This is a genomic window from Pantoea dispersa, from assembly GCF_014155765.1.
Lineage (GTDB): Bacteria > Pseudomonadota > Gammaproteobacteria > Enterobacterales > Enterobacteriaceae > Pantoea > Pantoea dispersa.
Genome location: NZ_SCKT01000004.1, coordinates 1 through 13861, shown reverse-complemented (window position 1 = coordinate 13861; position 13861 = coordinate 1). Strand labels below are relative to the sequence as shown.

The window sequence follows — 13861 nt, the reverse complement described above, 5'->3', positions numbered from 1 at the left end:
ACCCGGCCGCGGACAGCGCCATCGCTGAGCCGCGGCCGGGTGTGCAGAACCGCGGCGTAACTAGCTGCGATCGACCGGGAAAGCGATCACCTCACTGAGCGCATCGGCCTTCAGCGCCAGCATAATCAGGCGATCCACGCCCAGCGCCACGCCGGAACAGGCCGGCATGCCGTGCGCCAGCGCATCCAGCAGGTAAGTATCAATCGGATGCTGCGGCAAACCGCGCGCAGCGCGACGGCGATTATCCTGCTCAAAACGCTGACGCTGTTCACGACTGTCGGTCAGTTCGCGGAAACCGTTGGCCAGCTCCACGCCTTTGTAATAGACCTCAAAACGCTCTGCCACGCGGTGATCTTCGGTACTGATCTCCGCCAGCGCCGCCTGACTGGCCGGGAAGTGATAGACGAAGCACGGCTTATCGAGACCAATTTTCGGTTCCACGCCCAGCATAAACAGCAGCTGCAGCAGCGTGTCGCGATCGTCTTCGCGATTCGCCAGCTCGCCCTCACCCAGCTTTTCCGCCGCTTCGCGCAGCTGCGCCTTGTCCGCCGACAGCGGATCGATCTCCAGATGACGGATAAACGCCTGCTGATACGATAGCGATTCGGCGCTGTCGCACTCCAGCACCTGCTGCAGCAGGTCGTCGACTTCGTTCATCAGCCGATACATGTCGTAGTGCGGCCGATACCACTCCAGCATGGTGAATTCCGGATTATGGTGGCGCCCGGCCTCTTCATTACGGAAGCAGCGCCCCATCTGATAAATCGGGCCGCTGCCCGCTGCCAGCAGGCGCTTCATGTGATATTCCGGACTGGTCATCAGCCACAGATCGCGCCCGTCTGCCGCGCCAGGTCCGACAAAGCGCGTCTGGAATGGCACCAGGTGGATGTCGGTGATCGTCGCCTGGCTCATGGCAGGCGTATCCACTTCCAGTACGCCGCGATCGGCAAAGAAACGCCGGATTTCCGCCAGGATGGCGGCGCGTTTCAACAAATTGGCAATGGGTGCGCTCGGCTGCCAGCTTGCCGTTTCGCTCATGGTGATGACTCCTTATACAGACAAGGGGAGGAAGTCTACCCGTATTGCTGACGGCAAACAACGGCACCGCCGTCGCGGCAGGCAGTTTCAGAAATCACAGGTGCTGGCAGGACAACAGGAGGAAGAGAAAGCCGGTACGAAAGCAGGTTTCGCACCGGTTTTAGTTACTGCGCGCTGCGCTGAATTGCCTGACCGCCCGCTTCAACATCTTCGCCTACGCCACGCGTGGTGTTACAGGCTGAAAGCAGCGAGGAAAGCACCAGTACCGAGAAAATCGCGACAATACTTTTCTTTAACATAGCCATATCCTTGTTGGTTGCAGTAAAAGTACAGCTTTTAAAGCATAGACCGGATACGCCATGATGGCGGTTAAGCTGCTGAAAAAAGACGCGGTGCGGGGATGAGCGCGGAAATAAAAAAAGGCGCATCGATGATGCGCCTGATTTGACGATTATTTTACGCGGGAAACGTATTCGCCAGAGCGGGTGTCTACTTTTACCACTTCGCCAATCTGTACGAACAGTGGCACTTTGATCACGGCGCCGGTAGACAGCGTCGCTGGCTTGCCGCCGGTACCGGCAGTATCACCTTTCAGACCTGGGTCAGTTTCGGTGATTTCAGCTTCGATGAAGTTCGGTGGCTGAACGGCGATCGGTTTATCGTTCCACAGGGTTACGATACACTCGGCGTTGTCCTGCAGCCATTTGGTCACGTCGTCCAGCACCTTGGCTTCAACCTGATACTGTTCGAAGGTTTCCGGGTGCATGAAGTAGAAGAAGTCACCGTCGTTGTAGGAGTACTGCAGCGTCATGTCACGCACGTCTGCGCCTTCGGCGGAGTCGGTAGACTTGAAGGTTTTCTCAACGCGTGAACCGGTCAGCAGACGACGCATTTTAACACGTGCAAACGCCTGGCCTTTACCCGGCTTAACGAATTCACTGGATTCGATGGCATACGGTTCGCCTTCAAACATGATTTTAAGACCGGCACGAAAATCGTTGCTAAGATAAGTCGCCATAAAGGCCCTCTGTAGATATTAACTGGTAATAGCCAAAAAAATGGCACACATTGTAACCCTAAATCCCCCCGTCAGAGAAGATTGGTTGCAGCAACTTGCTGATGTTGTCACCGATCCTGCTGAATTACTGCAACTTTTAGCCCTTGAAAACCACGCGGATCTGGCAGCCGGGAGCGAGGCGCGCCGTCTGTTCGCCCTGCGCGTACCGCGCGCCTTTATCCAGCGCATGCAGCGCGGCAATGCGCAGGACCCGCTGCTGCTGCAGGTGCTGACCAGCCGTCAGGAGTTTACCGATGCGCCGGGCTACAGTACCGATCCGCTCGATGAGCAGAGCAGCGTGGTACCGGGCTTACTGCATAAGTATAGAAACCGCGCGCTGCTGCTGGTCAAGGGCGGCTGCGCGGTGAACTGTCGCTACTGCTTCCGCCGGCATTTCCCCTATCAGGATAATCAGGGCAACAAGCGCAACTGGCAGGCGGCGATTGATTACATTGCCGCCCATCCCGAGCTCGACGAGATCATCTTCTCCGGCGGCGATCCGCTGATGGCGAAAGATCAGGAGCTGGCGTGGCTGATTGGCGCGCTGGAAAACATTCCGCACCTGAAACGCCTGCGCATTCACAGCCGGCTGCCGGTAGTGATCCCGGCGCGCATTACCGAAGGGCTATGCCAGCTGCTGGCGGATACGCGTCTGCAGGTGCTGCTGGTCAGCCACATCAACCACGCGCAGGAGATTGACGAGGCGCTGCGCGAACGCATGCAGAGGCTGAAGCGCGCCGGCGTCACCCTGCTGAACCAGAGCGTGCTGCTGCGCGGCGTTAATGACGATGCGCAGACTCTGGCACAGCTCAGCAATGCGCTGTTTGATGCCGGCATCCTGCCCTACTATTTACATGTGCTGGATAAGGTGCAGGGGGCGGCGCACTTCTTTGTGCCGGATGAGCAGGCACGGGCGCTGGTGCGGCAGCTGCTGACCATGGTATCGGGCTATATGGTGCCGAAGCTGGCGCGGGAAATTGGTGGTGAGCCGAGCAAAACGCCGCTGGATCTGCAGCTGCGTCAGGAGTGACGTTCCCTGCCAGCTGCCCGGTGCGCATGAATGCGCACCCTACAGTCGGCGCCATCACCGCAGGAGCCATTGATGGCGACCACGCAGGGACTGAACTCAAAAACAAAAAAGCCGCTCTCGCGGCTTTTTTATTGCTGCTCTGCCATTACGGGCACTTATACACCTGACCCGACATTTTGCTGTCGAGCGGGGCAAAGGCAGACAGCAGGTTCTGCGTCGGGCTGGTGGCACCATAAATTACGTTGCCGCCCATCTCCGCTGCGCGGTTACGCAGGTCGTTGGCCGCACCGCGCAGTGAACTGCCTTCACCGCCTGAGCCGGTCAGCCAGTTGCTCTGCGAGCCGGTAACATTGCCCAGCAGCTGACATTGGCTGCCTGGCTGTTGATCAACAAAGGTGACACGTTCGCCGGCGGCACTCAGTTGGTTGGAGGTGCTACAGCCCGCCAGCAGTAAGGTACCGACTGCCAGTCCGAGCGAGAGGTTAATCCGCATTATAATCCCCATTTATTATCATCAGTGTCGGGCGGCAGCGTAGCAGAAAAGCGCACATTTTTTCTGAACATTCATTGCCCTAAACCCGCAAAGCCGAAGTATTGCGCCCTTACTTATACCTTGTTCGCCGGCAAAAGAAAAACCCCCGACCGTTTCCGATCGGGGGTTTCTCAACAGCTCAGACGTTCAGGGCAATTACATCATGCCGCCCATACCGCCCATGCCACCCATGCCGCCAGCGCCAGCACCTAAGTCAGGTGCGTCGCCTTTCGGCAGGTCGGTGACCATCGCTTCGGTGGTGATCATCAGACCGGCCACAGAAGATGCGTACTGCAGCGCAGAACGGGTCACTTTGGTTGGATCCAGGATACCGAAGTCGATCATGTTGCCGTACTCTTCGGTCTGCGCGTTGTAACCGTAGTTACCGTCGCCCGCTTTCACGTTGTTAGCAACCACAGATGGTTCTTCACCGGCGTTAGAAACGATCTGACGCAGTGGCGCTTCCATCGCACGCAGAGCAACCTTGATACCGACGTTCTGGTCTTCGTTCTGACCTTTCAGGCCAGATGCTGCGATTTTCGCCGCAACACGCACCAGCGCAACACCACCACCGGCAACCACGCCTTCTTCAACCGCAGCACGGGTAGCGTGCAGGGCATCTTCAACGCGTGCTTTCTTCTCTTTCATTTCAACTTCAGTCGCTGCGCCTACTTTCAGTACGGCTACACCGCCTGCCAGTTTTGCAACGCGCTCCTGCAGTTTCTCTTTGTCGTAGTCAGACGTCGCTTCTTCGATCTGCTGACGGATCTGCGTCACGCGGCCAGAGATTGCGCCCTGATCGCCCACACCATCGATGATGGTGGTGGTGTCTTTGTTGATCACCACGCGTTTTGCCTGACCCAGGTCTTCCAGCGTCGCTTTTTCCAGCTCCATACCGATCTCTTCAGAGATCACGGTACCGCCGGTCAGGATAGCAATATCCTGCAGCATCGCTTTACGACGGTCGCCGAAGCCCGGTGCTTTCACCGCAGCCACTTTCACGATACCGCGCATGGTGTTCACCACCAGCGTAGCCAGCGCTTCGCCTTCCACGTCTTCTGCGATGATCAGCAGTGGTTTGCCGGCTTTCGCCACAGCTTCCAGCACTGGCAGCATTTCGCGGATGTTAGAGATTTTCTTGTCAGCCAGCAGGATGAATGGGCTTTCCAGCTCCACTGCGCCGGTTTCTGGCTTGTTGATGAAGTACGGAGACAGGTAGCCACGGTCGAACTGCATACCTTCAACCACGTCCAGCTCGTCCTGCAGGCCGGTACCTTCTTCAACGGTGATCACGCCTTCTTTACCCACTTTGTCCATCGCCTGAGCGATCAGGGTACCGACGCTTTCATCGGAGTTGGCAGAAATGGTACCTACCTGCGCGATAGCGCGGGAATCCTGGCATGGTACAGACAGGGTTTTCAGCTCTTCAACGGCTGCTGCAACGGCTTTATCGATACCGCGCTTCAGATCCATTGGGTTCATGCCCGCCGCAACGGCTTTCAGGCCTTCGTTGACGATAGCCTGTGCCAGAACGGTAGCGGTGGTGGTGCCGTCGCCTGCTGCGTCGTTGGCTTTAGAAGCGACTTCTTTCACCATCTGCGCACCCATGTTCTCGAACTTGTCTTCCAGCTCGATTTCACGTGCCACAGAAACACCATCTTTAGTGATGGTCGGTGCACCAAAAGATTTATCCAGAACCACGTTACGGCCTTTCGGGCCCAGGGTAACTTTTACTGCATCTGCCAGTACGTTCACGCCACGCAGCATTTTTACGCGTGCGTCATTACCGAATTTTACGTCTTTAGCTGCCATTTCAAATATCCCTTAAATTCGTTTCGTTCAGTGAATTACGCGTAAATTACGCTTCAACAATCGCCAGAATGTCGCTTTCAGAGATGATCAGAACTTCTTCGTTGTCGATTTTCTCAGTCTTGGCACCGTAGCCTTCGCTGAAAATCACCAGATCACCCACTTTCACGTCCAGCGGCTTCACGTCGCCGTTTTCCAGGATGCGGCCATTGCCAACAGCCAGTACTTCACCGCGGGTTGATTTGCCTGCTGCAGAGCCGGTCAGAACGATACCGCCAGCAGATTTGGCTTCAACTTCTTTACGCTTGACGATAACGCGATCGTGCAACGGACGAATTTTCATTTGATAGCTCTCCTTTGAGAAGTCCAATCATTCATTTTTGGGTTGAACGCCGGGCTTGAGGGTTCCGGCCTCGTGGAGAGAGAGATAGGGGCAGAAAAGGGGCTTTCAAGGGCAAAAAAATAAAAAATTTTCGTTTGCGTAACAGATGACGAAAAAGACAGCAAAAAGGGCGGCTTACGCCGCCCCGCTTACATTCAGCGATCTTTATCGTGACCGATACGATCCTGATCTTTGCGCTCAAACTCGCCGTCCATGGTGACGCCGCTGTCCGGGCCCTGCCCCGGGCCGCGCCATACGCGCAGGTGCGGCATCAGCTTCAGCGTCAGGTGCTTCTGTACCGGCGGCAGCAACAGCAGCAGGCCGAGGAAATCGGTAAAGAAGCCAGGCAGCAGCAGCAGAAAACCGGCGATGATCAGCGACACGCTTTTGATCATCTCCGCCGCCGGGCTCTCGTTACGCGCCAGCTTCTCCTGCATCAGCATAAAGTTCTTCATGCCCTGATTTTTCACCAGCGACACACCAATGCACGAAGTAAAAATCACCAGCAGCATGGTCAGCAGCACGCCGAGCGCGTGCGCCACCTGGATGAAAATCGAGATCTCAATCCAGGCCAGAACAAAAAAAATCACTAACGGTAACCAGCGCACCGATATCTCCTGTGAGTCGCGCCGCCACGCAGCGTGCGGGGCAGCAAAATTGAAGGGTCAACATGACCATAACGTATGAGATGGGCACGCGGCCGGAGAAATTCAACCGCCGCTGTTAAATTTATGCCACTGACTTAAAATTGCGAAGTACATCACATATCGTTATTACCGCTGGGCCAGCAAATGTCCGTAAAGTGATCTGTGCACAAGCATTTCTGCAGTGACAGAATATGATCGTGCTCGCCAGCCCGAAGATGGATAAAATGTCGGCACTGGTATTCCACGACAATATAATTGCTTCACCTGCACGTTATTCGCCGCCCATCCATTCCGGATGCCCGGCAGTAACACAGCAGCAATAATAAGAAGGTAATCATGGCGAACAACATTCGTATCGAAGAAGACCTGTTAGGCATGCGTGAAGTTCCGGCAGATGCCTATTACGGTGTTCATACTCTGCGTGCGATTGAGAACTTCTATATCAGTAACAGTAAAATCAGTGACATCCCCGAGTTTGTTCGCGGCATGGTGATGGTGAAAAAAGCCGCCGCGCTCGCCAACAAAGAGCTGCAAACCATCCCCCGCCACATCGCCAACACCATCATTCAGGCCTGTGATGAAGTGCTGAACAACGGTAAGTGCATGGACCAGTTCCCGGTTGATGTCTATCAGGGCGGCGCGGGTACCTCGGTCAACATGAACACCAACGAGGTGCTGGCTAACATCGGTCTGGAGCTGATGGGTCACCAGAAAGGTGAATATCAGTACCTCAACCCGAACGATCACGTGAATAAGTGTCAGTCCACTAACGACGCTTATCCTACCGGCTTCCGCATTGCGGTTTACGCCTCGATCCTCAAACTGCTCGACTCGATTGGCCAGCTGAGCGAAGGTTTTCAGCGCAAAGCGGTGGAGTTTGAAAACATCCTGAAGATGGGCCGCACCCAGCTGCAGGACGCGGTGCCGATGTCGCTCGGTCAGGAGTTCCACGCGTTCAACGTACTGCTGAACGAAGAGACGCGTAGCATTCTGCGTACCGCCGAACTGCTGCTGGAGGTTAACCTCGGCGCCACGGCGATCGGCACCCGCCTCAACACGCCGGACGGCTACCAGCAGCTGGCGGTACAGCGCCTGGCGGAAGTCAGCAACCTGCCGGTGGTGCCCGCCGAAGATCTGATTGAAGCCACCTCAGACTGCGGCGCTTACGTCATGGTGCACTCAGCGCTGAAGCGCCTGGCCGTGAAACTGTCGAAAATCTGTAACGACCTGCGCCTGCTGTCATCCGGTCCGCGCGCCGGCCTGAACGAAATCAACCTGCCGGAACTGCAGGCCGGTTCTTCGATCATGCCTGCGAAAGTTAACCCGGTGGTACCGGAAGTGGTCAATCAGGTGTGCTTCAAAGTGATTGGCAACGACACCACGGTGACCATGGCTTCTGAAGCCGGTCAGCTGCAGCTCAACGTGATGGAACCGGTGATTGGCCAGGCGCTGTTTGAGTCGATCAGCATCCTGACCAACGCCTGCTACAACCTGCTGGAAAAATGCGTTAACGGCATCACCGCCAACAAAGCGGTCTGTGAAGCCTACGTGTTCAACTCCATCGGTATCGTCACTTACCTCAACCCGTACATCGGCCATCACAACGGCGATATCGTCGGGAAAATCTGTGCTGAAACCGGTAAGAGCGTACGCGAAGTGGTGCTGGAACGCGGTCTGCTGACCGAAGCCGAGCTGGACGATATTTTCTCCATCCAGAACCTGATGCACCCGGAATACAAAGCCAAACGCTACACCGACGAAAACGAACAGTAATCCGTTCCGGATCAAGTCGTCTGAAGCACGCCTGTATACAATACGGCGTGCTTTTTTATTTTGACGTCTATAACTAAAGTGGCTGCGTGTGGCGGCACTTCAGGGAGTGAAACTATGGTAGTGGTGGAATTGCTCATCGTCCTGCTGGCGATCTGGCTGGGTGCGCGCCTCGGCGGCATCGGCATTGGCTTTGCCGGCGGTTTAGGCGTGCTGGTGCTGACGCTGGTTTGCGGCATGAAACCCGGCGCGATCCCGTTTGATGTCATCGAGATCATTATGGCGGTGATTGCGGCCATCGCTGCGATGCAGGTGGCCGGCGGCATGGATTATCTGGTCGGGCTGGCGGAACGCCTGCTGCGCCGCCATCCGCGCTATGTCACATTCCTCGCGCCGCTGGTGACCTATGTGATGACGCTGCTGGCGGGTACCGGGCACACCGCTTTTTCTACCCTGCCGGTGATTGCGGAAGTGGCCAAAGAGCAAGGCGTACGCCCTTCGCGCCCGCTGTCGATAGCCGTAGTGGCGTCGCAAATCGCCATCACCGCCTCGCCGCTTTCAGCCGCGGTGGTATTTTTTGCCTCGATTCTTGAACCGCGCGGCGTCAGTTATCTGGCGCTGCTCGGCGTCGCGCTGCCTGCCACCATGCTGGCCATTTTCTGTGCCGCCGTGATCACCAACTTCCTCGGCAAAGAACTCAAAGAAGATGACGTCTATCAGGCGCGCCTGGCGAAAGGTGAAGTGACGCTGCGCGGTGAGCAGGTTTATCACATCAAGCCGGGAGCCAGACGCGCGGTGCTGCTGTTCCTGATCGGTATTGCGGCGGTGGTGCTGTACGCGACGGCAATCAGCGACAGCGTGGGCCTGATCAGCAATCCGGTACTGCCGCGTAACGAAGCCATTGTGGTGTTTATGCTGACGGTTGCTACGCTGATTTGCCTGACCTGCAAAGTGGAAACCGGTGAAATCCTCAGTGCCAGCACGTTTAAATCCGGCATGAGCGCCTGTATCTGCGTGATGGGCGTCGCCTGGCTGGGCGATACCTTTGTCAAAGCGCACCTGAGCGACATCCAGACGCTGGCCGGCGACATGCTGCAGAGCTATCCGTGGATGCTGGCGCTGGTGCTGTTCTTTGCTGCCACGCTGCTCTACTCGCAGGCGGCCACCACCAAGGCGTTGATGCCGGCCGCACTGATGCTCGGCGTATCGCCGCTGGCGGCGGTCGCCTCCTTCGCCGCGGTGTCCGCGCTGTTCGTGCTGCCCACCTACCCGACGCTGCTGGCCGCGGTGGAGATGGACGACACCGGCTCGACCCGCATTGGTAAGTACGTGTTCAACCACTCGTTTATCATTCCCGGCGTACTGGCAATCACCTTCTCGGTGGCGTTTGGCTTCCTGTTCGGCAGCCTGATTCTGTAGCGTCGTGGTTACATCCTGAAAACCTCGTGGCGAATGAGCCGTGTTATTATCGCGGCTCATTCGCCACCGGAGCTGATTAATTCGTCATGGCTGCTCGATTTTCCCGCCTGCTAAGCCTGTGCCTGGCACTGCTGTTTTGCCTGTCGGCGCAGGCCAGCCTGTTCTCGCCCACTACCAATAACCGCTTTGTGCCGGTCGATCAGGCCTTTGGCTTTGATTTCAGCCAGCAGGGTCATCAGCTGACGCTGAGCTGGAAAGTGAAGGACGGCTATTACCTCTATCGCCAGCAATTCCACATCAGCGCGCAACACGCGCAGCTGGCGCCGGTCACGCTGCCGCCGGGCCAGCCGCACGAAGATGAGTTTTACGGCAAGAGCGAAATCTATCCGCAGGACGTACAGCTGCCGATCACCCTGCGCCAGGCCGATGCCGGTGCAACGCTCAGCGTGACCTATCAGGGCTGCGCCGCGGCCGGCTTCTGCTATCCGCCGGAGACCCGCTCGGTGCCGCTGACGGCGATGGCTGCCGATAGCGCCGCGCCGGCAATCGCGGCATCACCGGCCGCTGACCGCACGCCGCTGCCGTTTTCGCCGCTGTGGGCGCTGCTGATTGGCATCGGCGTGGCCTTTACGCCGTGCGTGCTGCCGATGTATCCGCTGATCTCCGGCATCATTCTTGGTGGCCAGCGCCGCTACTCGCTGGGCCGGCTGTTCGCCCTCGCACTGGTTTACGTGCAGGGCATGGCGCTGACTTACACCCTGCTCGGTATGGTGGTGGCAGCGGCGGGGCTGCGTTTCCAGGCTGCGCTGCAGCATCCTTACGTGTTGATCGGCCTCTCCGTGCTGTTTGTGCTGCTGGCGCTGTCGATGTTTGGCCTGTTCACGCTGCAGCTGCCTGCCAGCCTCCAGACGCGTCTGATGCTGTGGAGCAACCGTCAGCAAGGCGGATCGCTGGCGGGCGTGTTTATGATGGGCGCACTGGCAGGCCTGATCTGCTCACCCTGCACCACCGCGCCGCTCAGCGCTATCCTGCTGTATATCGCGCAGAGCGGTAATCTGTGGGCCGGTGCCGGCACGCTGTGGCTGTACGCCTTCGGCATGGGACTGCCGCTGATTGCTGTAACGATGTTCGGCAACCGGCTGCTGCCGAAAAGCGGTCCGTGGATGCAGAGCGTGAAAGAGGGTTTTGGCTTTGTGATTCTGGCGCTGCCGGTGTTTCTGCTGGAGCGCGTGCTGGGCGATATCTGGGGACTGCGGCTGTGGAGTCTGCTCGGCGTGGCGTTTTTTGCCTGGGCGTTCAGCCTGAGTCTCAACGCGCGCGGCACAGCGCGTGTGCTGCCGATTCTGATGCTGGCGGCTGCGCTGGTGGTGGCGCGCCCGCTGCAGGACTGGGCATTTGGCAGCAGCAGTACGCAAAGCGTCGCCCACCTGCCGTTTCAGCGCATCAGCAGCAGCCAGCAGCTGGATAGCGCATTACAGCAGGCGCAGGGCCGTATCACTATGGTCGATCTCTATGCCGACTGGTGCGTGGCCTGCAAAGAGTTTGAAAAATACACCTTCAGCGATGACGGCGTACGCAGTGCCCTGAGCAACGTGCAGCTGCTGCAGGCTAACGTGACAGCCAACAACGCGCAGGATAACGCGCTGCTGCAGCATCTGCAGGTGCTTGGCCTGCCGACCATCCTGTTCTTTGATGCGCAGGGCAAAGAGATTGCCGATTCACGCGTCACCGGATTCCTTAACGCCGCGGATTTCCGCGCCCATTTGCACAATCTGCCGCGTTAAACGAAACTGGTTGCACGACACTGCCCGGGCGCACGCGTTCGGGCCCGCATTCCGGAGGAGAGTCTTTTGCAACGCGAACAGATCCTTGAGCATGCGCTGAATGTGCTCGAACAGAGCGGCCTGGCCGCGACTACCTCGCTGCAGCAGCTGGCTGGCGAAAGCGGCCTCGCCAGCGATCAGCTGGAGCGCTACTGGCCCGATCGCGATGCCCTGCTGTATGACGCGCTGCGCTTTCACGGCCAGCAGATCGACAGCTGGCGCCGCCAGGTGCAGCTGGATGAGCGCCTCAGTGCGGCACAAAAGCTGCTGGCGCGTTACGACGTGCTGGCAGAGCACGTCAGTAAAGGCCGCTTTCCCGGCTGCCTGTTTATTGCCGCCTGCAGTTTCTATCCCCAGCCGGATCAGCCGGTGCACCAGCTCGCCGAACAGCAGAAGCGCAGTTCCTGGCAGTTCACCCATGAAATCCTCGTCGACCTGGCGCTGGACAACCCCAGCATGGTGGCCGATCAGATGGAGCTGATCCTCGAAGGCTGTCTGAGTAAGCTGCTGGTGAAGCGCAACGTGCAGGATGTCGCTACCGCGCGGCGTCTGGCTGAAGATGTGCTGAGCATCGCGCTGTGCCGGCAAAACGGTGCGCTGGCGTAGGCTTTTTGTTCACCCTGCCTGAAAAGCAGGCAATCAGTCACGATTGCTACGCTTTTTTTACGAAACCCGTTGACGGCTGTGAGCCATTAGGGTTTAATGCGCCCCGTTGCCCGGATAGCTCAGTCGGTAGAGCAGGGGATTGAAAATCCCCGTGTCCTTGGTTCGATTCCGAGTCCGGGCACCACTAATTTTGCATCAAAGCACGCTGGTTAAGAGATGAGAACCTTAACGGGCGGTTAATACAGGGGCCGGTCATTACGGAATGTCCTCCGGTGTAGGCGTATCTGCACTGGTTAACATTTCTGAATCAGTCCCTCAAGTGAGGGAGCCTGTTCGCGCAGGCTCCCTTCTCTCGATCACTGGCAATAATCCCAGTCAATCAGTTTTGTGTCAATAGTTGTAATTCCCTTTCTACACAGAGATCTGTGTGCAGGGACAATTCTTCTTCCAGTGTTTTTCCCACAATGTCCATATTGAGTTCCACATATTCCATTGTTGTGCTTACGCTACGATGACCCAGTAAATCTTTAACCAGCTGAAGATTCCTTTCCGGTGCTTTCATCAGTTCTGTAGCCAGGGTATGTCTGAAACGGTGCGGCGAAACGGCAAAACCACATTCCTTTGATAGGCGGCGAAAAAAGGAGCGGATCTTTTGATGCATCACGGTCACATCATTTCTGTCAAATTTTGCTTTTTTCCCGGCAATGTAAAAACTGACATCGAAGAGGTTATCTTTTGGCCCGGCTCCAGCCTCCGCTGCCCGTGTAAGAAGAAGCTGTAGCCGCAAACGCAGCTGCTTAACAACGGGAACGCGCCATTCCCTGTGCGTTTTACTCCCCTCAAGGCGCAGATCTATATAGCCTTCTGTCAGATTGACGTCCCTGAGCTGAATATGCAGCAGTTGATTTTGCCTCATTCCCGTATATCTGAGCGTATCCAGGACGGTTATCCAGAACCATGCCGGGTAAAGCGCACTCCGCCCGCCACGTGCGAAAATTTTCCGGTTGGATTCAATTTCAGCCTGCTGCATTATCAGATAAAGCCGGGTTAGCTGAGAGCGGTTTAAAGTCCGTTTTTTCTTTCTGTCCCGCTGTACAGTGCAGTTGTTAAAAGGGTTTTTGCCCGCAGGCAATAAACCACTTTCCATAGCATAGTTATAGAGGGCCCTGAGATGTGCAATTTTATTGTTCCAGGTCTGCGCCGATTGTTGTTTTTCTCTGAGTACATATCGCCGCCATCTTAGAACTTCATGATGAGTAACCATTGATGGGGTTATGTCAGCCCCCGTAAATTTCAGGAACCCCTTTACAACCTTTGCGTAGCTCCATTCTGTTGCAGCGCGCAGGTTTCGGGCGAAGAAGTACTCCTCAAGCAATTCTTCCCATGTCGTATAATGGTTTTTGTCAGACATACAGCATTTCCTTTTTCTAAATCAAGCTGCCCTTAAGGGCCCTCATGGACTGCCCCTCCTTCACAGGAAAGACAGAAGCCCGCTGTCTTCAGGGGAAGACGCTCCTCTGAAAAGGTGTGTAGTCTTGACAAGATATCCACTTACAGGTTTAAACGTGCCTTCTTTGCCAGGAGAGTGGTACAGTTTCGCTTTAATAAAACGCTCTCCCCGGCGCACCTTGTGAATATGCAGCTTCTCAAATTCCATTTGTATGGTATCCCTGCTTAGCTCTGCTCTGAACCGTACCGGTTTTGTGGGAGAGAGTTAAGTCCGGGAACTCAGGCTGCCAGATCCTTAT

Annotated in this window: 13 protein-coding genes and 1 tRNA gene; 6 read left to right on the top strand and 8 right to left on the bottom strand. The window is 56.6% G+C overall.

Annotation, left to right across the window (positions count from 1 at the left end):
• Positions 1 to 60: 60 nt before the first annotated feature.
• The 3 genes from epmA to efp all read right to left on the bottom strand — a co-directional run bounded on the left by epmA (position 61) and on the right by efp (position 2056).
• Complete coding sequence (gene epmA / locus H7K56_RS13355) at positions 61 to 1038, bottom strand: elongation factor P--(R)-beta-lysine ligase (protein WP_021507760.1); 978 nt, start codon at positions 1036 to 1038, stop codon at positions 61 to 63.
• 164 nt (positions 1039 to 1202) lie between these two features.
• Positions 1203 to 1337, bottom strand: a complete 135-nt coding sequence (locus tag H7K56_RS13350) for an entericidin A/B family lipoprotein (protein ID WP_031279745.1) — start codon at positions 1335 to 1337, stop codon at positions 1203 to 1205.
• A gap of 152 nt (positions 1338 to 1489) precedes the next feature.
• On the bottom strand, positions 1490 to 2056 hold the full coding sequence (efp, locus tag H7K56_RS13345; RefSeq protein WP_021507762.1) for an elongation factor P: 567 nt from the start codon (positions 2054 to 2056) through the stop codon (positions 1490 to 1492).
• A 40-nt stretch (positions 2057 to 2096) separates the two neighbouring features.
• On the opposite strand from efp, the gene epmB reads away from it, so the two are divergent.
• A complete protein-coding gene (gene epmB, locus H7K56_RS13340; RefSeq protein WP_058759602.1) occupies positions 2097 to 3125 on the top strand; it encodes an EF-P beta-lysylation protein EpmB in 1029 nt (342 codons plus the stop codon).
• Positions 3126 to 3270: 145 nt separating this feature from the next.
• Here epmB and H7K56_RS13335 read toward each other — a convergent pair whose 3' ends face one another.
• From H7K56_RS13335 to H7K56_RS13320, 4 genes are all read right to left on the bottom strand, one after another.
• A complete protein-coding gene (locus H7K56_RS13335; protein WP_021507764.1) occupies positions 3271 to 3618 on the bottom strand; it encodes a DUF4156 domain-containing protein in 348 nt (115 codons plus the stop codon).
• Positions 3619 to 3813: 195 nt separating this feature from the next.
• Complete coding sequence (gene groL / locus H7K56_RS13330) at positions 3814 to 5469, bottom strand: chaperonin GroEL (protein ID WP_021507765.1); 1656 nt, start codon at positions 5467 to 5469, stop codon at positions 3814 to 3816.
• A 46-nt stretch (positions 5470 to 5515) separates the two neighbouring features.
• Complete coding sequence (locus H7K56_RS13325) at positions 5516 to 5809, bottom strand: co-chaperone GroES (RefSeq protein WP_021507766.1); 294 nt, start codon at positions 5807 to 5809, stop codon at positions 5516 to 5518.
• A gap of 194 nt (positions 5810 to 6003) precedes the next feature.
• Positions 6004 to 6456, bottom strand: a complete 453-nt coding sequence (locus H7K56_RS13320; RefSeq protein WP_021507767.1) for an FxsA family protein — start codon at positions 6454 to 6456, stop codon at positions 6004 to 6006.
• A 375-nt stretch (positions 6457 to 6831) separates the two neighbouring features.
• Between H7K56_RS13320 and aspA the strand changes: the two genes are divergently transcribed.
• The 5 genes from aspA to H7K56_RS13295 all read left to right on the top strand — a co-directional run bounded on the left by aspA (position 6832) and on the right by H7K56_RS13295 (position 12297).
• Positions 6832 to 8268: an aspartate ammonia-lyase gene (gene aspA / locus H7K56_RS13315; RefSeq protein ID WP_150361675.1), complete on the top strand. Its 1437-nt coding sequence runs from the start codon at positions 6832 to 6834 to the stop codon at positions 8266 to 8268.
• 114 nt (positions 8269 to 8382) lie between these two features.
• Entirely contained in the window at positions 8383 to 9684 is a 1302-nt protein-coding gene (locus tag H7K56_RS13310) for an anaerobic C4-dicarboxylate transporter (RefSeq protein WP_104187997.1), read from the top strand.
• 86 nt (positions 9685 to 9770) lie between these two features.
• On the top strand, positions 9771 to 11468 hold the full coding sequence (locus H7K56_RS13305; protein WP_150361674.1) for a protein-disulfide reductase DsbD: 1698 nt from the start codon (positions 9771 to 9773) through the stop codon (positions 11466 to 11468).
• Positions 11469 to 11534: 66 nt separating this feature from the next.
• The gene (gene dicD / locus H7K56_RS13300; protein ID WP_021507771.1) at positions 11535 to 12113 is read left to right on the top strand and encodes a division control transcriptional repressor DicD; all 579 of its coding nucleotides are present in this window, start codon (positions 11535 to 11537) and stop codon (positions 12111 to 12113) included.
• Positions 12114 to 12221: 108 nt separating this feature from the next.
• Positions 12222 to 12297 (top strand) — tRNA-Phe (locus tag H7K56_RS13295).
• A gap of 195 nt (positions 12298 to 12492) precedes the next feature.
• On the opposite strand, the gene H7K56_RS13290 is transcribed toward H7K56_RS13295, so the two are convergent.
• Positions 12493 to 13524 (bottom strand): tyrosine-type recombinase/integrase, encoded by a 1032-nt coding sequence (locus tag H7K56_RS13290; RefSeq protein WP_126521981.1) that lies wholly within the window; start codon positions 13522 to 13524, stop codon positions 12493 to 12495.
• Positions 13525 to 13861 lie beyond the last annotated feature (337 nt).

Coding starts and splice junctions, on each gene's coding strand:
- H7K56_RS13350 (WP_031279745.1), bottom strand. CDS start 1,337: ATGTTAAAGAAAAGTATTGTCGCGATTTTCTCGGTACTGGTGCTTTCC.
- groL (WP_021507765.1), bottom strand. CDS start 5,469: ATGGCAGCTAAAGACGTAAAATTCGGTAATGACGCACGCGTAAAAATG.
- epmB (WP_058759602.1), top strand. CDS start 2,097: ATGGCACACATTGTAACCCTAAATCCCCCCGTCAGAGAAGATTGGTTG.
- epmA (WP_021507760.1), bottom strand. CDS start 1,038: ATGAGCGAAACGGCAAGCTGGCAGCCGAGCGCACCCATTGCCAATTTG.
- H7K56_RS13290 (WP_126521981.1), bottom strand. CDS start 13,524: ATGTCTGACAAAAACCATTATACGACATGGGAAGAATTGCTTGAGGAG.
- H7K56_RS13305 (WP_150361674.1), top strand. CDS start 9,771: ATGGCTGCTCGATTTTCCCGCCTGCTAAGCCTGTGCCTGGCACTGCTG.
- aspA (WP_150361675.1), top strand. CDS start 6,832: ATGGCGAACAACATTCGTATCGAAGAAGACCTGTTAGGCATGCGTGAA.
- H7K56_RS13310 (WP_104187997.1), top strand. CDS start 8,383: ATGGTAGTGGTGGAATTGCTCATCGTCCTGCTGGCGATCTGGCTGGGT.
- H7K56_RS13335 (WP_021507764.1), bottom strand. CDS start 3,618: ATGCGGATTAACCTCTCGCTCGGACTGGCAGTCGGTACCTTACTGCTG.
- H7K56_RS13325 (WP_021507766.1), bottom strand. CDS start 5,809: ATGAAAATTCGTCCGTTGCACGATCGCGTTATCGTCAAGCGTAAAGAA.
- efp (WP_021507762.1), bottom strand. CDS start 2,056: ATGGCGACTTATCTTAGCAACGATTTTCGTGCCGGTCTTAAAATCATG.